Here is a 19,172-nt window from a genome sequence, read left to right as displayed (position 1 = left end):
AATGAAGGCCAGGTCATATTACAGGGCAAAGAATGTAACGATAAATACGCTTATCCATATCCTGCTGATCACGGTCGCGGTCAGCTGCGTATTCCCCCTTGCCTGGATGGTATCATCAAGCCTTAAGACGCAGGAGACAATATTCACCGACACCTCGCTGATACCCAAAGAGCCCCATTTTGAGAATTATTATCTTGCCTGGAAAGAGGGGGGCTTCGGCAGGTATTTCTTAAACAGCATATTCTATACCGCTTCCGTTGTCATCGGCATAATACTGGTCGCTTCAATGGCGGCATACGCCTTTTCGCGCCTGCGTTTTCGCGGCAGGGCGTTGCTGTTCATGATGTTCATGGCGGCGATGATGATCCCTGTTCCGGGAGGATTTGTCCCGCTTTACGTATTGTTAAATAAGCTGCACCTGAGGAATACCCCGCTGGGTTATGTCCTGTGCATGATAAACGTGGGGCTTTCAACCAGCATATTTCTGCTCAAGACATTCTTTGACAGGATGCCGCCTGAGCTGGAGGATGCCGCGCGCATGGACGGGTGTTCTAAATTCGGCATATGGTGGCATGTGGCGCTGCCTTTGGCAAGGCCGATACTCGCGGTGGTGGTGGTATTCAACGCCCTTAACGTCTGGAATGAATATATCCTCGCCTTGATCATTTTTGACAGCAAGGCGTTTATGCCTTTGCAGGTAGCCCTGACTACTTTTCAGGGAGAGTTTCTTACGCGCTATCCGCTTTTGATGGCGGGCTTGACCATAACCGCCTTACCTATAATACTGGTGTATATCTTTATGCAGAAATATATCGTTAAGGGAGCTACTCAGGGAGCGGTGGCAGGATGAGAGATAAGCGAAAAGCGAAAAGCGAAAAGCGAAAAGTTAAAGCGCAAAATTTAAAGTTTTTAGTTTTAAACTTTGGTTTTACGTTTTTCGTTTTGCATTTTTCGCTAACATGTTTTGCCCAGGATGCAGTCTTGACCTCCAAAGATCTTATAGAAAAATCCTGGGAGGCGCACGGAAAGCGCGACGCGGAGAAGACATTGGAATACACCGGTCAATGCATAGAGCTTTACGCGAAGCAGGCGCAGGAGCAGCAGTCATCGCTCAATGCCATGCCGAAGGAAGGCACGCCAGGCCTGCAGGAGCTCAACGATGTGGCAGTGGCTTATTTTATACAGGGCGAGGTCCATATGCGCGATCAGGAGTGGGAAAAGGCCAAGGCCGCGCTTAACATCGTTCTGGATAAATACAAGTATGCCTGGGGATGGGACCCCCGCGGATGGTTCTGGAGCGTGACTGAGAAGGCGCGGGACAGCATAACCAAGATCAACAAGATAATAAGGGGCGACACAGGGGAGGAGGGCGAGGAGGCATCGCGGGAGAATCTGATCCCTATAGCGCTTCATGACCCCGGAGCGGATGTTGTTGATTACGAGAAATACGGAGAGTTCAAGGGGGCGGGCACAAGGGATTATAAGTACATTGTAAAGGATCAGGAAGGCCTGAGCATGGCCGCCGGGGAAGGCATACACCCGAATACGTCTTCCCACCGTTTTGACCAGAGATTCATAACAGCCGTAAAAGAGGGCAAGGTCAAGCAGGGCCTGCACTGGCAATATATGAACAGCCCGGATCTGCAGACCGCGTTTTTCAACTGGATAATCGCCGCTGAGCCGGCAGGGGTTAAATTGTTTTATATCGGGGAATTGCTGGAAAAATCAGGTTTGATCAAACACGCGTTAAAGGCCTACCACGCGATAGCGGTGCATTTTCCCGGCAGTTACGGCTGGACATATTGGCATACGCCATGGTACGTGGGCCAGACCGCCCTTGCCAAAATAGAATCCATTCTGCGCGGCAACCCCGATCTGAACCTGCGTTTAGAAGGGGCGTATATAAAAATATTGAACGGTTTTGATAACGACATAAGCAACGATATCGTCATTACAGACCCCGGCAGGTTTATAAAGGTCAATCTCACCGATAAGATATTTTCCAGGAAATCCGCCAAAGACATCGGCGTAAGCAGGGCTCTGGGCAAGGGCAAGGTGCGCCTGGTCCAATACCAGAACAGCCATTGGCAGCTTCTTGTGGATGGCAGCCCTTATATGATCAAAGGCATAACTTATGCCCCGACCAGGGTCGGCCAGTCGCCTGATGAAGGCACATTGGGCAACTGGATGACGGAGGATTCCGACAAAAACGGCAGGATAGACGGGCCGTATGATTCGTTTGTGGACGAAAACGGTAATAACAAGCAGGACGCGGGAGAGCCGGCTGTGGGGGATTTTCAGCTGATGAAAGAAATGGGGGTGAATACGATACGGCTCTATCACCATCCTTTAAAGATAAGCAAAGAGCTGCTGCGCGATATGTATAACAGGTACGGCATACGGGTCATAATAGGCGATTTTCTGGGCAAGTACGCTATCGGCTCCAACGCCGAATGGGCGAAGGGCACGGATTACGCAAACCCCGAGCATAAAAAGAATATGCTCGCGTCCGTGCGCCGTATGGTAGAGGAATTCAAGGACGAGCCGTATGTGTTGATGTGGCTTCTGGGCAACGAAAATGTTTACGGCGTTGCCTGCAACGCGGACAAAAACCCTAAGGCATTCTTTCAGTTCGCCAATGAGGCGGCGTTAATGATAAAATCCATGGACGCGGATCATCCCGTAGCGCTCTGCAACGGCGATACCTTATTCCTTGACGCGTTCGCCAAATATGCCGCGGATATAGATATATTTTCCGCCAACGCCTACAGGGGCAGTTACGGTTTTGGTTCTCTATGGAGCGCCGTTAAGGAGCTCGCCGATAAGCCGGCATTTATCAGTGAATACGGCTGCCCCGCGTACGCCAAAGGCAGATCGCTTAGTGACGCCGAAGGGCTTCAGGCGGAGTATCACAGGGGCTGCTGGCAGGACATAGAAAACAATACGGCATTCAGCGAGGGCGCGGGCAACTCTCTGGGCGGCATCGTATTTGAATGGCTGGATGAATGGTGGAAGGCATACGAGCCGTTCATCCACGACAGGCAGGGCCTGTTCACCGGGCCGTTCCCCGACGGGTATATGCATGAGGAATGGCTGGGCGTCTGCGGACAGGGCAGCGGGGCGTTAAGCCCGTTCCTTCGGCATTTAAGGAAGAGTTATTTTCTATACAGGGACTCATGGCTTAGGGATGAGCCGTGGGAATTCAAGGATCTTTTAAGCAAACACTGAAAAAAAAGGAGGTGCAGTATGAAGTTTTTAGCAGTTGCGTTGTCTATGTTTCTCGCGGTTTCGGTTTCCGCGCCGGATCCAGTCCGCGCTGCCGAAGAAGGCGCGGCGGCGCTGAAAGACGAAGCGGCAAGCTACAAGACATTCAATGTCTACGCGGACAAAAATTCCCCGGATAACCATTACATACCTTCCGGTTATATGGGCGATAACCAGACGGTCTCCGTTATAGGCCGCGTAGTCAAGCTTGTGGAAGACAGTATGGATAACCCGCGTTCCGGCACCACTTGTGTAAAGGTGTCGTATGCCCCGGAGAATGAGGGTTGGGCAGGCGTTTACTGGCAGAATCCCGCGAACAACTGGGGGACCAAGAAGGGCGGATTTGACCTGACCGGCATGACCCAGCTTACCTTCTGGGCGCGCGGCGAGAAGGGCGGCGAGATCATCCAGAAGTTTGTCGTCGGCGGGATCAAAGGGCTGTATCCTGATTCCGCCACGGTGGAGTCAGGCCCCATAGAATTGACCAACACCTGGAAGGAGTACGCCATAAACCTGGCGGGCAGGGACCTCACCTCTATAGCCGGCGGGTTTTGCTGGGTTGCCAATACCGACCTGTCTCCCAACGGAGTTGTGTTTTATCTTGATGACATAAAATATGTCGCTGACCCCAACATTAAGCCGCAGACCAGGAATAAGGAGGTTATGCCGTTTTATGTCTATACCGATAAGTCGTCTTTGAATAATCATTTTGTGCCTTCGGGTTACATGGGCGATTACAGCTCCGAAGACGTAATGCTTGTCAACGATTCCAGGGAAAACCCCTACCTCGGGGATACTTGCATAAAGGTGGTTTACAGCAACAAGGCGACCAAGGGGCAGCGTTGGGTAGGCGTTTACTGGCTTAACCCCGCTAACAACTGGGGCACTATTGACGCCGGCTTTGACCTTTCCAACGCCACAAAGCTTACCTTCTGGGCGCGCGGCGAGAAGGGCACCGAGAGGATCGAGGAATTTAAGGTAGGCGGTGTCAGTAATGAATATTCCGATTCCGATGTCGCCGGCATAGGCCCGGTCATGCTCAGCACGGAATGGAAGCAATATACCATAGACCTGAAGGGCAAAGACCTTTCCTATATATTAGGGGGTTTTGTCTGGTCAACAAACCTGGATGTGAATCCAGAGGGAGCTACATTCTATCTGGATGAGATCAAGTATGAGTGATGGTTTAAGGATCAGGGGCAGGCTGCAAGGAGGGATTTTATTCTTTGCAGCCTGCCTGTTTCTATCCCTCGCGGGCTGTAAGGGAAAAGGCGATGTTTTTATACACAAGGACCGCAAGGGGCACTACCGGTTGATCGCGGCAGGGGCGCCGTTTGTTGTCCGGGGCGTCTGTTATTCTCCCGTTCCTGTCGGCAAGAACCACGAATATGACTTTTTCTCCGATCCGAATAAGCCCTGGAAAAAAGACGCTGAGTTGATGAAGGCGGCGGGGATAAACACGGTGCGCTTTTATCAGCCCGGGCCTCACGCCGAGGTGGTAAAAGAGCTTATCAGCGGCCTGTATAATGATCACGGCATATATACCATAATGGGTTCGTGGGCGGGGTTCTGGGAATATCCCCTGGGATACGCGGATGCAGAGTTCAGGGGACGCATAAAGAAACAGGTGCTGGAGATGGTAAATACTTATAAGGATACCCCCGGTATACTTATGTGGGTCCTGGGTAACGAAAACAATTATTCCTTCAACGGCCAGGTAAACCCCTGGTCATCGCCTGAAATAGACGCGATACCGGATCTATGGCAGAGGCAGCTTGAGCGGGCAAGGATTTATTATTCGTTCATTAACGAGATAGCCAGGGAAATAAAACAGGTTGACCCTGATCATCCCGTCGCCCTCGGCAACGGAGAGCTCAAGTATCTGGAGGTTGCCTCCGCCGGGATCTGCCCCGATATTGACCTTATCGCCTGCGTTATCTACAGGGGCAAGACATTCGGTAATCTGTTCGATTCGCTTAAATTTACCTTTGACAAGCCGGTGATCATTTCCGAGTTCGGCGCCGACGCGTATAACGCCAAGCTTAAAGAGGAAGACGAAGGCATGCAGGCGTTCTTTCTTGAGTCACAGTGGAGGCAGATCTACGAAAATCTGGCTGGAGGCCCCAAGGGCGCGGGCAACTGCGTGGGAGGGGTCATGTTTGAGTGGAATGACGAATGGTGGAAACATAACGAATACGACCTTCAGGGGTGGCCGGCGCACGATACCGGCTCAAACTGGTCTAAGGGCGAATACTATTTTGACATTGAAGTCCCCGGCGGTATGAATATGAATGAGGAGTGGTTCGGGATAGTCGCTCTATCCGAAGAATCAGACTCGGGGTTGAATAAGCGCGTGCCCAGAAAGAGTTATTACGTGCTGAAGAAGTTCTTCCAAGACCCGGATCAGGAATGGATAACGGAAAAAGAAAGAAAAAGATAGTTCTGGCCTCGGCGCTGGCGCTGTTTCTCTGCCTGTCTCAACGCGGCTTTACCGCTGATGCCGGACGGGCGCAGCTCCTGGACGGCATAGATGAGTTGAGGGGGGTGTATTTCGGGCTCAACCAGTATAATGAGTTTGTGGATTTTTTGAAAAGCATGCTGCCTGAGGCAAAGGAATCCGAGAAGGCGGCCGTAGCGTATTTTATCGCCCTGACGCGCTTTACGCAGTTCGGCTTTCTGGAGACAAATAAGATGTGGGACGAATATTTTAACAAGGGCGATGACTTCAGGAAAGAATTTACGGAGAACCTCCAATTCGCCATCGAGCATATTTCCAGGTCCGATATCCTTCTGCCCGAAGCCTTATTTCTTAAGTGGAAATTCCTGAAACGCGAAGGGGGCGCCGAAGACAACACAATACTTGAAGAATTATTCTCCGCGTTAAAGCATTATTCTCAGCAGACAAAAGATATTGAAAGCATTAGAGGTATGGCGGACCGGCTTAAACAGGAAGGGGCGGATGCCTCCGCGAGATCGGTCTATGCCCTGTATGCCCGGAAGGTGGACTCAACCGTCAAGTCCCCTGATGAGATAAAAGAGAAGGCGCTGCAGGCGCTTGAGGAAGGCAGCGTGGAACTGGCGCAGGCATTGTTTGATTCATTTATAGAGAGGATAAGGCCGCAGCAAAAAGAGGACGCGGCCGGAGAGTTATCCGGGATAGTTGAAAGGTTTTCCTGCGAAGGGGAGAATTTTGACGTGGAGTATTCAGAGAAGGTCTTCGCGATGCTCAATGAGATCAGCGCGGGCAGCCCCGGCGAAGATCTGTTGTATCTCAGAGCGAAGAATCTACAGCACGCCGGGCTCCTTGTCCCGGCGGCGGTAGAGTTTGAGAAACTGCTCTATAATTTTCCCAAAGGCAGGCATCTGGATGAGGCGGAGTTCAAGCTTGGGATCATAAACCTTTACGTGGTCGGTAACCAGGGCCGCGGCCGAGAGCTTCTTAGCGGCATAATCGCGAGGCCTGCCGCCGGCGCGTACTATCCGCTTTCGCTTTATCATCTGGGGCTTATATGCCAATGGAATAATGATCACAAATGCGCGCTTGATCATTATGGGAAGATATTGTCAATGGATGAAGAGATGTCTTCGGACATTAAAGATGAGGCCGGCCTGAGGATCTCAGAGATCAATAACGGTTCCTCCATAGAACATAACCTGAAGACGTTCCTTGATGCCTGTTTAAGGCAGGAAACCGGGCAGGCCGCGATACCGATATTGGACCTGAAGGCCTCCCCGATCCCCATACCGAAAAATAAAGAGGTAGATTTTTCCGTCCCCGCCTTTATTTCCTCCGCCGGATGTTTCCCTCAGAAGACCGGTTATCTATGGTCAGGCCAGATACCCGGTGAAAAACCGCTTTCCGATTCTCCCGAATTCAGCGTAACTTACGGCCAGGCAGGCACAAAGGTCGTGAATATAGTTGCCGTGAACCCATCGGGAGCAGCCAGCAGGGCGATCGCGATAATCGACGTGCAATAAAATAAAAAAAATATAGACAAAACTGAAAATAGTGTGATAAACTATTGAAGGTGTTATTTTTACAATATTTTTTAAGGCCCTTCTTATGATTTTCAGCCGCGGCATAAGAGGGACGGGGTGCCGGGAATTTGCAAACTTTAGATAGCGAGGTCCTATCCGAAAGAGAACGGCGTAATATCTCTATATTGGAAACATTGAGGCGGATGGGCCCTTTGTCGCGCCCGGAGATATCTCAACATATAGGGCTGAATGTAGTTACGGTCTCAAATTATATAGATTCTTTTTTAAAAGAAAGACTGGTCTTTGAAAAAACGCTGGATGTATCCGAGGGCGGCAGGCGCCCGGTGCTCCTGGACCTGAATCCCGATGCCGCGTATGCCGTGGGAGTGGGTATCAATCTTTTTAACAGCGTTGCCGTGCTTGTGGATCTGAAGGGCAATATTGTCGCGAGGGCGAAAACGGAGGAAGTGCCGCTCTCCGCCCAGGCGGCAGCCGACTGCAGCATAAATTTGATCAGGGAACTTTTACTTAAGGCAAAAAGTTACGCGGATAAAATAAAGGGGCTGGGCATAGGCATCGCCGGACTCGTAGATAAAAAAAGCGGTTCCGTGCATTGGCCGCAGCGCAACGGCGGCGGTTATAACTACGTGGGCCTGAACATCAATTTAAGGGACGCCCTGGAGAAAGAGTTTGACCTTCCGGTTTTCGTGGAGAATGATTCTACCTGCGCCTGTTTCGCGGAGCAGTGGGCGAGAAAGGACCTCAGCTGTAAAAATGCCATGTTCATGTTTTCCGGCGTGGGCTGCGGCATAATGATAAAAGGCGACATTTATACCGGCTCAGGCGGTTTTGCCGGCGAGATATCCGTGCACAATCCATCTGCCGCTAAAAAATCTCCCTGCGTTTTCGCTGAGTCCTGCCTGATCGAGCGTTGGGAAGCGGATCTGGGCATAGTTGAAGAGGCAAGGAAGATGGTCCAGGAGAGGGAGAGCCGGCTGGTTGAATTCTGCCAGGGCGATATAAATAATCTTTCCTTGAGGAGCGTGTTCCAGGCGGCGAAGGCAAAGGACGCGCTCGCCTGCGAACTCATAGAGCAGGGGGCAATACGCCTGGGGATAAAGACCGCCTTCCTGGTCAATCTGCTTAATCCCGATATGGTTATAATAGGGGGCGGTTTTGAGGAGGCCGGAGAGTTATTTCTGACCAAGCTGCGTTTCGCGGTAAATGAATGGGCTTTTAAAGAAATGACGGCCGATTTGAAGATAGTTTATTCTGACCTGGCGGAGAATGCCGTTGCGGTTGGCGCGGCAAGTTTAATTGTGCGCAGGGTATTCGCACAGTAAGGGGGGGTCGATGGACCAGAAGTCAAAAATCATAATAGTCATATTAGGCATACTAACGCTCATTTCTATTTTATTCGCAGCCAAGCTCAATAATGAAAAGCAGGCAGTGTTGAGGGAATATCAGGAAGAGAGGGAGGCCTGGGGGCTTAAGGAGGGCAAGCTGCGGCAAAATGCCGAAATCATAAAGAAGCAAAAAGACAGCCTTCAGGAGCGCGTTAACGCTATACAGAAGGAATTGGACAGCGCGGAGCGGGAGAAGGGCGAGTTCAGGTCTAAATATGACATTGTAGCCAGGGAGCGGGATGAGCTGGTCCGGAGATTGAAGGAGAAGCCGAAGGCGCCTGTTTCTTCGCGTTCCGCGGGTATGGGCTCTTCCGAAGCGCCGTCTTCAGTAAGCGATCAATATTGGGGAAGCGTGCTTAAAGATAAGGCGGCCCTGGAGTTTGATCTCGGCAATGTCAAGGACGAATATAAAAAACTGCGGCTGCACATAGAAGAGCTTACAAAGGAGAAGACCGAGCTTGAGCTGGAATTGACGAACCTTCAGCATAAGAATTCAGACCTCCAGCGGCGTTACGACTACAATGAGAAATTACTTGATTCGTTGAGTTCGGAGCTGGTCAGGGAGAAGAACGATAAGCAGGCCATAACAGCGCAGGTCAATGAAATAAGGAAGGAAAACGGGGTTTTGAGAAGGCAGCTTAAACTGGCGGTTGACGCGAAATTGAAGCTGCAGGAAAAGATAGTAAATATTGAGGAAGAAAAAGCGGTATTGAAGGATAAGGTTGAGGATGTTGAGACCGTAGCCATGGAAAAGCGGACCGCGCTGCAGGCCTCAGACGAGAAGCTTTCCAGGATCAAAGGCGGTCCGGCCGGCAGCGAAGCGGCTAAGACCGACGAGAAGGCGGTTGAGCTCTCGCCCATTGTAGTGCACGCTCCCGATGCCGCCGGCATACAGGTGTCCGGCAAAGAGATGGTGGGCAGGATCGCCGCCGTTGATGTGGAGCATAATTTTGTAGTCATTGACATCGGAGAAGACGCGGGGGTCGGCATCGGAATGGATTTTGAGGTTTATCAGAACGGCGAGCGCGTAGGCACGGCAAGGGTCATACAGACGCGCAAGTCAATTTCGGCGGCAGATATACTGCAGTCAACCAGGGAGATAAAAGCAGGCGACATTGTAAGATAGCCCTTCGTATCATATGGGTCCCTCCAAAAAGAAGATCTCAATTAAAGATGTGGCGCGCGCCTGTGGGGTGTCTATCACCACGGTTTCACGGGTGCTTAATAAAAGCGGGCCGGTAAGCAAGGCAAGCAAGGCGCGGATCGAAGAGGCGATAAAAGACCTTAAGTTTATGCCTTCCGCGGCTGCCAGGGCATTGGCGCGCGGAGAGGCCAACGCCATAGGCCTGGTTATCCCGCATTATGAAGGGATATTTTATTCTTATTATGCCCTGGAGATAATAAAGGGCGTGGGCACGATGTGCGACGTGATGAAGTTTGACCTGCTGCTGCACATTACCGGTTCAGGCTCTTTTCTAAGCACCGGTTCAGTGGCAGGGGTGATATTCGCCGATGTGATCAAGAACAGGGGCCAGCTTGAATCGGCGCTGAAAGAGAATATCCCGGCGGTCGTAATAAATAATTTTGTGCAGGACCTTGCCGTAAGCTGCATTGCCATAGACAATGAGAAAGGCGCGTATACGGCGGTAAAATACCTTATAGATCTGGGGCATAAGAAAATAGCGCATATTACCGGCGACCTGATAACCCAGGCGGCCTCAGAGCGCCTTAAGGGGTACAGGCGGGCGCTTGAGGGTGGCAATATAGCATACAATGAGGGTTACGTTATCAAGGCGGACTATTCGCGCGGCGCGGCGCGCACCGCGATGGAGGCGCTGCTTGATCTGGGCCATCCCCCTACGGCGGTATTCGTCGCCTCTGACTCTATGGCGCTTGAGGCGATAAACGTTATATACGAAAGAAAGCTGGATGTGCCGAAAGATATTTCAATTATCGGATTTGACGATGATCCTTCCGGGCTCTACGGCAAGGTCGCCCTCACTACGGTAAGGCAGCCGTTTGCCGCTATGGCGCAGGAGGCGGTGAAGGAACTCAGGAAATACATCAGCGAAGGCGCTGCCAGGGTGAAAAAGGTGCGGCTGCCGGTGGAGTTGGTGGTAAGGGATTCCTGCCGCCAGATATCGTAGTATAATTAAAATAGAACACAACATATAGTATATTTTCCCTTGACAGGAGGCCATCCGGCCGTTATACTGTGGTTCATCACCATTAGATAACTCCCAAAAAATAAGGAGAACAAGATATGCCGCTTGAGCTTTCGGAGAACTCGCTCAAAGTTTTGAACAGAAGATACCTTGTTAAGGATCCTTCGGGCAGGTGTGTTGAGACCCCTGAAGAGATGTTCCGGCGGGTGGCGCGCGCCGTTGCCTCGGCAGACGTTCTATACGGCAGGCCGCCGGAAGAGATCTTGAGGACAGAGGAAGAGTTTTATTCCGCGATGTCCGCTTTGGAATTTATGCCTAACTCGCCGACCCTGATGAATGCCGGCAAGGATATGGGCCAGCTTTCCGCCTGCTTTGTGCTTCCTATTGAGGATTCAATGGAGTCAATTTTTGAGACGTTGAAAGCGGCAAGTTTAATACATAAATCCGGCGGCGGCACGGGGTTTTCCTTTTCCAAACTGCGCTCTAAAAACAGCGTGGTGAGGTCCACCGGAGGCATCGCCTCCGGCCCCGTATCGTTCCTTAAGGTATACGATGCCGCGACCCAGGCAGTCAAGCAGGGGGGGTCCCGGCGCGGGGCGAATATGGGCATATTAAGGGTTGACCATCCGGACATCCTTGAGTTTATCGCCTGCAAGGAGAGCGATAAAGACATCACAAATTTTAATATTTCGGTCGCGCTTACAGACGATTTCATGAAGAAGCTTGAAAACGGCGAGGACTACGACCTTATAGAGCCGCGCACAAAACAGACGGCAGGGCGCCTTAACACAAAAAAGGTATTTGACCTGATCGTAAAGCAGGCGCATAAGAACGGCGAGCCCGGGATCGTTTTCATAGACAATATCAACAAAGACAACCCTACCCCAAACATAGGCAGCATTGAAAGCACCAACCCATGCGGAGAGCAGCCGCTTTTGCCCTATGAGTCCTGCAATCTGGGATCCATCAACCTGGCCAGATTATATAAGAAGGATTCTTTAAGCGGCAGATGCGAGGTTGACTGGGAGAGGCTGCGCGTAACTGTGCGCGGGGCAGTGCATTTTCTTGATAATGTCATAGACATCAATAAATTCCCCCTGCCCCAGATAGAAGAGAATACGAAACTGACGAGGAAGATAGGGCTGGGTGTCATGGGATGGGCCACATTATTGATACGATTAGGTATACCTTATGATTCCGAGGAGGCATTGCAGCTTGCCGAGACCGTGATGGCTTTTATCGCCAACGAGTCAAGGGCCGAGTCGGCGATGCTGGCCGAAGAACGGGGGGCATTCGCGGCGTTTATAGGCAGCGCGCTTTACGCAAAAGGCGGGGCGGCTAACAGGCAGCGCAACGCCACCCTGACCACTATCGCCCCGACGGGCACGATAAGCATTATAGCCGGGCCCTGTTCTTCCGGTATCGAGCCGTTATTCGCGGTAAGTTACTACCGCAACGTTATGGATAATGATAAGCTTGTTGAGGTCGATCCTTTGTTTGAAGAGACCGCCAAGGAGCGCGGGTTTTATTCCCGCCAACTGATGGAGAAGGTGGCGGAGTCCGGCTCAGTGAAACATATAAATGAAGTGCCGGAAGACGTGAGGCGGCTGTTTGTCACCGCGCACGATATCTCTCCGGAATTCCACATAAGGATGCAGGCCGCGTTCCAGAAATACGTGGACAACGCCACTTCAAAGACGGTTAACTTCCCCAACAGGGCGGCCGAGAAGGATGTGGCAGGGGTATATCTGCTTGCCTATAAATTGGGGTGCAAAGGCGTGACCATTTATCGCGACGGAAGCAGGGATGAGCAGGTATTGAATATAGCCAGAAAGAAAGACGAGGATAAAGCGCAGCCCGCCTCCGCGTCCAAGGAGAGGTATGACATATCTCCCCGCCCCAGGCCGGAGGTCACTCAGGGCACGACCACGAAGGTCCCTACCGGCTGCGGTAATTTTTACATAACCATTAACTCCGACGAACAGGGTAAGCCGTTTGAGCTTTTTACTCATATGGGCAAGGCCGGCGGCTGCGCCGCGTCCCAGCTTGAGGCGATAGGCAGGTTGGTATCACTGGCGTTCCGCTCAGGCATAGAGGTCAAGTCCATTATAGAGCAGCTAAGGAACATACGCTGCCCTTCGCCTTCCTGGGAGAAGGGCGTGCGCATATTTTCCTGCGCGGACGCGATGGCGAGGGTGATCGAGCGCCGGCTGGTCAATGGTCAGATCAAAGAAGAAAAAGACGACGGCCTTAGCAACAATCTGTCTGTGTTTGAGGAGCAACAGGCGCAAAAGCGCGTCGCGACCATAGTGGGCGTTTGCCCTGATTGTGGAGGCGCGCTTATGCATGAGGAAGGGTGCGTGAAGTGTCCTTCCTGCGGATTCACAAAGTGTTGATATGCGAAAGATATTCTACATAGTATTGGATGGCTTAGGCGATTTGCCGATCAAGGAACTCGGCGACAAGACACCGCTTGAGGCGGCCTTTACCCCTAATATGGACAGGCTGGCCCAGATGGGCAGAACCGGCATTGTGTATACGGTAGGCAAGGGCATCGCGCCGGAATCGGATATCGCGGTCATAAGCCTGCTGGGGTATGACGCGCACAAATACTATACGGGAAGGGGGCCGCTTGAATGTTTCGCGGAGGGCGTCGCGGTCAACCCGGGAGACGTGGCATTCAGGGTGAACTTTGCCACGGTGGATGACGACGGCGTAAATATAAAAGACAGAAGGGTGGGCAGGAACCTTACTACCGAGGAGGCGTCGTCGCTTTCCAGAGAGATAAATTCCAAAGTCACGCTTTCTGAAGGCGTGTTTGAATTTAAGAACACCATAGGCCATAGGGGTGTCTTGGTCATAAGGGGAATGCGTTCTAAATTATCCGGCTGGCTAACCAATACAGACCCGGCGTATGACAGGGAAGGGGTGTTTGGCGTTGCCAAGGAGAAATTTGAGAACAAGGTTCAGGAGTCCTCGCCCATGCCCGGATACGAGGATTCAAAAGAGGCGCAGACGGCAGCGCGGCTTTTAAATGAGTTTACCAGATTATCTATCAAGGCGCTTAATGATTCGGCGGTGAATAAGAGGCGGGTTTCGGAAGGCAAGATGCCGGGTAATGTTATCTTGAGCCGCGACGCGGGAGACCATCTTCCGGAGTTTCCCCCTATAGGTTCGTTTTATAACTTAAACGTGGGTTCATTTGTGGAGATGCCGGTTGAGAAAGGCATCGCCCTTCTCACAGGCATCAAGATAGTGGATGTCCCCAAGAGGACAGGCCACAGCGATGTGGATTACGCTGCCTGGGCAAAGATAGCGCATAATGCCATAGAGGCCCACGACGCCCTGTATATCCATATCAAAGGCCCGGATGAGCCGGCGCACGACGGAAAATACGAGCTTAAAAAACAATCCATTGAAGAGATAGATAAGTTCTTCTTCAGTGAACTGCTTAAAAATATCGATTTTAAGAATTCCATAATCGCGGTGACCGCTGATCATTCCACGCCCTGTAAACTTAAAGCGCATTCCTCTGACCCCGTGCCGCTTTTAACCGCGGGCGGCCCTATAAAGGCCGACGGCTCAATGAGCTTCTCGGAGAAGGCAGCCAGAGAAGGCAGCATCGGAGAGCTCAAGGGTGTTGAGATCATGCCCCTCCTTGTAAAGCTGGCCAAAGAGTAATATAATAAATCCGAATAAATTTCCAATGACCAATTACCAATGCCAAATAAATGCTCAATTACCCAAGGTCCAATTGGGAATTGACTAATTGGTCATTTATTGGGATTTGGGAATTGGCTAATTGGTAATTGACGACAAATAATATGTATGATGTCATAGTCATCGGCGCCGGGCACGCAGGTATTGAATCTGCATTAGCTGCATCAAGGATGGGTTGTAATACCCTGCTGGTTACCTTGAGATTGGAGCAGATCGGCCATATGTCCTGCAATCCCGCGATCGGCGGTGTAGGCAAGGGCCAGCTGGTAAAGGAGATAGACGCCCTGGGCGGGGAGATGGCAAAGGCGGCAGATGCCTGCGGACTGCAGTTCAGGATCTTAAACGCGTCAAAGGGGCCTGCTGTCTGGTCAAGCCGGGCCCAGATAGACCGCTTTCGGTATAAAGAATATATGAGAAAGGCCCTGGGAAAACAAAGCAACATCTGCCTTAAACAGGCGGAGGTCATATCCCTGCTGGTCAAAGGCAGCAGCGTAAACGGCGTCAGGACTAAAGATGAAGAGATATTCTCAAAAACGGTTGTTATCGCGCCCGGAACATTCTCCGGAGGCAAGATCCATATAGGCTTGAGGAATTTTCCCGGAGGCAGGCAGGATGAAGAGGCGGCCATGGGATTATCCGAGTCATTGAGGTCCCTGGGGTTTGGGATCATGCGTTTTAAAACAGGCACCTGCGCCCGGCTTGATAAGGCGACGATAGATTTTTCCCGTCTCAAGATCCAGGAAGGCGATGCCGACCCCAGGCCGTTCTCTTTTACCAATAAGGGGCTTAAATTAAAACAGGCGCCTTGTTATATAACATATACAAACGAACGCACGCACAAGATCATCCGCGACAACCTGAAGTATTCGCCTCTTTATACAGGCCTGATAAAGGCAACGGGTGTGCGTTATTGCCCGTCCATTGAAGATAAAGTAGTGAAATTCCCCGACAGGGTGAGGCACCAGGTTTTCCTTGAGCCGGAAGGCAGAGAGGATAACCGGATCTACCCTAACGGCATATCCACAAGTTTACCTGAAGAGGCGCAGGTTGAAATGGTCCATTCCATAGAAGGGCTGGAACATGCCGGGATCATAGATTTCGGATACGGCATAGAACACGACGTCGTGGACCCCAGGGAAAATCTGCCAAGTTTAGAGACAAAGCGCGTAAAAAATCTCTATCTCGCCGGCCAGATAAACGGGACGACCGGTTACGAAGAGGCGGCTGCCCAGGGCCTGATCGCCGGGATAAACGCCGCCTTAACGGTAAAGGGCAAAGGCCCTTTTGTATTGGAAAGGTCGCGGGCCTACATAGGCGTTTTAATAGACGACCTTACCACAAAAGGCACTGATGAGCCCTACCGCATGTTTACCTCGCGGGTAGAATACCGGCTCCTGTTGAGAGAGGACAACGCCGATATAAGGTTAAGAGAGATGGGGTTTGGGCTCGGCCTTGTAAGCAGGGAGGAATACAGAGAGACCCGGGATAAAATAAAGGCGGTAAAGGAAGGCACAGAGGCGCTAATGTCAAGCAGGATAAAGCCGACGCGGGAGGTTAACTCAAAGCTTAACTCATTCGGCAGCCCGGCCTTGAGAAAAGAGGTTACGCTCGCGGAATTGCTGAAGCGCCCGCAGATAGACCTGCGCAGATTACGGGAGCTGGATTGCCGGGGCTTGCGCCTCGATGAAAGGGCGGCATTTTTAATTGAAACGGAAATGAAATACTCCGGGTTCATCGAGAGGCAAAAGGCGGAGGTTGAACGCTTCCGCCACCTGGAAAAGATAAAGGTCCCGGCGGGCATGGATTATAACGGGCTCAACGGCCTTTCACGCGAGATCAGGGATAAATTGGGCAGGGTAAGGCCGCTGTCTCTGGGGCAGGCGCTGCGTATACCCGGGGTCACGCCCGCGGCGGTCGCGGTGTTGATGGTGTGGATTAAGAAGATTGGTTTGAAAGATAGCGAAAAGCGTAAAACGAAAAGCGCAAAACTAAAGTGTAAAGCTTAAAACTACAGAACAAAAAACTTTAAACTTTAAGTTTTAGTTTTACGCTTTGCGCTCTACGCTCTACGTTTGTTGAGTGATATGGATACTACGAATAATTACAATCTGCTCAAAGAGAAGGCGATGGAGCTTGGGGCGCGGCTGTTCGGCGTGGCGGATATATCCGGGGTAAAGAATGAATTTACTATCGCCGCCGCTGTCTTAGAGAAATTAGACAGGGCTGTGTGCCTGGGGGCCGCGCTGTCAGGGCCGATACTGGATGAAATAGAAGACCACCCCACCAAACTTTATTTTCATCATTACCGCGCTGTCAATATGATGCTTGACCAGATTGCATTGAGGCTGTCAGGTTTGATATCCGGCAGGGGTTTTTCCGCGTTACCCATACCCGCTTCTCAGATCCTGGATTGGGTAAAACAGAGCGCGCATCTTTCTCATAAAAAGATCGGTTACCTCGCGGGCCTGGGCTGGATCGGCAGGAATAACCTTCTGGTAAACAGGCAGTTGGGCAGCCGGTTCAGGATCGTTACCATTCTTACCGATATGCCGCTTAAGTCGGACAGCCCGGCCGCGGATGGCTGCGGGGACTGCCGCGCCTGCATACAGGCCTGCCCCCGAGGGGCCATAAAGCAAAGACGGGAAGATTTTGATCACACCGCTTGTTTTGAAAAACTGAAGGAGTTTCAAAACAGCGGCCTGGTCGGCCAGTATATCTGCGGGGTGTGTGTGAAGGCCTGCAAGGGAAGATATTGACTATACCCGATTTTCCGATTACAATATTGCTATGGCTCAGACAAAGGATAAAATAGAGGCGCTTTATAAGATAGGCAAGGCGATCACCTCCGACCTTTATTTAGAGGATATCTTGAAGCTGATCGTCACTGTCACCGCCCAGGCGATGGGCTCAAACGTCTGTTCGCTTATGTTGATAGATGAAAAGCAGAAGGTGCTGGCCATAAGGGCGTCCCAGTCAATTTCGGAAGGATACAACAAAAAGGGGCCGCTCAGGATCGGCGAAGGCGTGGCAGGCAAGGTTGTCCTGAGCAAGAAGCCGCGCACGGTCTATAATGTCCTTGAAGACAAGGACTACAAGTTTAAAGATATCGCCGGGAAAGACGGCCTGGTGTCGCTTTTGTGCGTCCCGATGATGGTCAAGAATAAGGCCATAGGCGCGCTCAACCTGTATACTTCAAAGCCGCATAAATTTACAGAGAGCGAGATCGAGATATTGACCACGGTGGCAAACCAGGCGGCTCTGGTCATTGAAAATACCGAGCTGATGGTAAAGACCAAGGTCATTCAGGAGGAGCTTGAGAGCCGCAAGCTTATTGAAAGGGCAAAAGGGATATTAATGAAGCAGAAGGGGCTGTCGGAGGAAGAGGCATACAAAGTAATGCAGCGGCATTCAATGGACAGCAGGAAATCAATGCGGCAGATCGCCGAGGCAGTAATACTGAGCGCGGAGATAAAATAGCGACCACACAGTGGAGCCAGGAGGCAAGATAATGCGGCAGAAGACCAAGATTCTCATTGTGGATGACGAGCAGGACATTTGCGATATAACCAGGTCCTTCCTGGAAAAGAGGGGCTATGAGGTATTGGCCGCGCAGGATAAGGACGCGGCGTTGGACATATTCCGCAGCTTTTCTCCCGCGGTTGTCCTTCTGGACATCAAGCTGGGGAGCTCTTCGGGGATGGATGTATTGAAAGAGATCAAAGAGGAAAGCCCGCGGACCCGCATCCTGATGCTTACCGGACTACAGGATGAAGAGAATATCAGGAGGGCAAAGGAATTGGGCGCGGATGATTATATAAACAAGCCGTTCACCCTTGATTTTCTGGAAAAGGTGGTCCTGCATAAGATCTCGCTGATGGCCTTGAAGGATTCGCAATAATGAAGAAAAGCGGCGTTAAGCGCAGGATGATCAGTTGGATCAAGGGGCAGCTAAGGCAGTCAGGCGCGCGGGGAGTGGTTATAGGGCTCTCAGGCGGAGTGGATTCTTCGGTAGCGGCTGCCCTGGTGAAGGAGGCGGCAGGCAGGAATAACACCCTGGGTTTGATCATGCCCTGCCACAGCAATATCGCCGACTTCAGGGACGCCAGGATCGCGGCAAAGAAAATCGGCATAAAGACCAGGACCGTGGATCTATCGGAGATATTTGACAGATTGGTGAGGATCCTGCCTGCCGGAGGCAGTATGGCCGCGCATAACCTGAAGCCGCGGCTGCGCATGATCACGCTCTATTATTTTGCCAATAAATACAATTATTTAGTGTGCGGCACAGGCAACAAATCCGAAATTATGATGGGTTATTTTACCAAATACGGAGACGGCGGAGTGGATATACTGCCCCTGGGAGACCTGCTTAAGTCGGAGGTAAGGACGCTGGCGGAGGAATTGGGCATCCCCCGCCATATCATTTATAAACCTCCCAGCGCGGGCCTGTGGCTGGGGCAGACAGATGAAGGCGAGATGGGCATAACCTACAGGGAGTTAGACGGCATCTTAGAATGTTTAGAAAATAAAAAGAGGCCGCCCGTTTCCAAAGGCAAGGCGGCGAAGGTTAAAGGCGCTATCAGGAGATCAGGGCACAAGAGGCGCATGCCTGAGATCTTCCATATAAAGTGAGGAGGGT

Annotated in this window: 15 protein-coding genes; all 15 read left to right on the top strand. The window is 51.5% G+C overall.

Features of this window, described 5'->3' with window-relative positions; genetic code table 11:
* Nucleotide 1: 1 nt before the first annotated feature.
* Entirely contained in the window at nt 2–850 is an 849-nt protein-coding gene (locus tag PHR44_08050) for a carbohydrate ABC transporter permease (protein ID MDD4910608.1), read from the top strand.
* 131 nt (nt 851–981) lie between these two features.
* Complete coding sequence (locus PHR44_08045) at nt 982–3,228, top strand: glycoside hydrolase family 2 TIM barrel-domain containing protein (protein ID MDD4910607.1); 2,247 nt, start codon at nt 982–984, stop codon at nt 3,226–3,228.
* Nucleotides 3,229–3,246: 18 nt separating this feature from the next.
* Entirely contained in the window at nt 3,247–4,446 is a 1,200-nt protein-coding gene (locus tag PHR44_08040) for a hypothetical protein (GenBank protein ID MDD4910606.1), read from the top strand.
* Nucleotides 4,439–5,704: a glycoside hydrolase family 2 TIM barrel-domain containing protein gene (locus tag PHR44_08035; protein ID MDD4910605.1), complete on the top strand. Its 1,266-nt coding sequence runs from the start codon at nt 4,439–4,441 to the stop codon at nt 5,702–5,704. The genes PHR44_08040 and PHR44_08035 overlap by 8 nt, the downstream gene beginning before the upstream one ends.
* Entirely contained in the window at nt 5,674–7,242 is a 1,569-nt protein-coding gene (locus PHR44_08030) for a hypothetical protein (GenBank protein ID MDD4910604.1), read from the top strand. Before PHR44_08035 ends, PHR44_08030 begins: the two co-directional genes overlap by 31 nt.
* A gap of 128 nt (nt 7,243–7,370) precedes the next feature.
* Complete coding sequence (locus PHR44_08025; GenBank protein ID MDD4910603.1) at nt 7,371–8,585, top strand: ROK family protein; 1,215 nt, start codon at nt 7,371–7,373, stop codon at nt 8,583–8,585.
* Between the two features lie 10 nt (nt 8,586–8,595).
* Nucleotides 8,596–9,774, top strand: coding sequence for a hypothetical protein (locus PHR44_08020; protein ID MDD4910602.1), 1,179 nt, complete (start codon nt 8,596–8,598; stop codon nt 9,772–9,774).
* Nucleotides 9,775–9,787: 13 nt separating this feature from the next.
* Nucleotides 9,788–10,795: a LacI family DNA-binding transcriptional regulator gene (locus tag PHR44_08015; GenBank protein ID MDD4910601.1), complete on the top strand. Its 1,008-nt coding sequence runs from the start codon at nt 9,788–9,790 to the stop codon at nt 10,793–10,795.
* A gap of 116 nt (nt 10,796–10,911) precedes the next feature.
* On the top strand, nt 10,912–13,209 hold the full coding sequence (locus PHR44_08010; protein ID MDD4910600.1) for a vitamin B12-dependent ribonucleotide reductase: 2,298 nt from the start codon (nt 10,912–10,914) through the stop codon (nt 13,207–13,209).
* 1 nt (nt 13,210) lies between these two features.
* On the top strand, nt 13,211–14,494 hold the full coding sequence (locus PHR44_08005) for an alkaline phosphatase family protein (protein MDD4910599.1): 1,284 nt from the start codon (nt 13,211–13,213) through the stop codon (nt 14,492–14,494).
* A gap of 143 nt (nt 14,495–14,637) precedes the next feature.
* A complete protein-coding gene (gene mnmG, locus PHR44_08000; GenBank protein MDD4910598.1) occupies nt 14,638–16,539 on the top strand; it encodes a tRNA uridine-5-carboxymethylaminomethyl(34) synthesis enzyme MnmG in 1,902 nt (633 codons plus the stop codon).
* A 78-nt stretch (nt 16,540–16,617) separates the two neighbouring features.
* Nucleotides 16,618–17,289, top strand: coding sequence for a hypothetical protein (locus PHR44_07995; protein ID MDD4910597.1), 672 nt, complete (start codon nt 16,618–16,620; stop codon nt 17,287–17,289).
* 31 nt (nt 17,290–17,320) lie between these two features.
* Nucleotides 17,321–18,010, top strand: coding sequence for a GAF and ANTAR domain-containing protein (locus PHR44_07990; GenBank protein ID MDD4910596.1), 690 nt, complete (start codon nt 17,321–17,323; stop codon nt 18,008–18,010).
* Between the two features lie 31 nt (nt 18,011–18,041).
* A complete protein-coding gene (locus PHR44_07985; GenBank protein ID MDD4910595.1) occupies nt 18,042–18,431 on the top strand; it encodes a response regulator in 390 nt (129 codons plus the stop codon).
* The gene (locus PHR44_07980) at nt 18,431–19,165 is read left to right on the top strand and encodes an NAD+ synthase (protein ID MDD4910594.1); all 735 of its coding nucleotides are present in this window, start codon (nt 18,431–18,433) and stop codon (nt 19,163–19,165) included. The genes PHR44_07985 and PHR44_07980 overlap by 1 nt, the downstream gene beginning before the upstream one ends.
* The last annotated feature ends 7 nt before the right edge of the window (nt 19,166–19,172 follow it).

The organism is Candidatus Omnitrophota bacterium, from assembly GCA_028707125.1.
GTDB lineage: Bacteria > Omnitrophota > Gorgyraeia > Gygaellales > JAQTUX01 > JAQTUX01.
The sequence above is the reverse complement of the archived record's forward strand: the minus strand, read 5'-3'. Positions and strand labels throughout refer to the sequence as shown.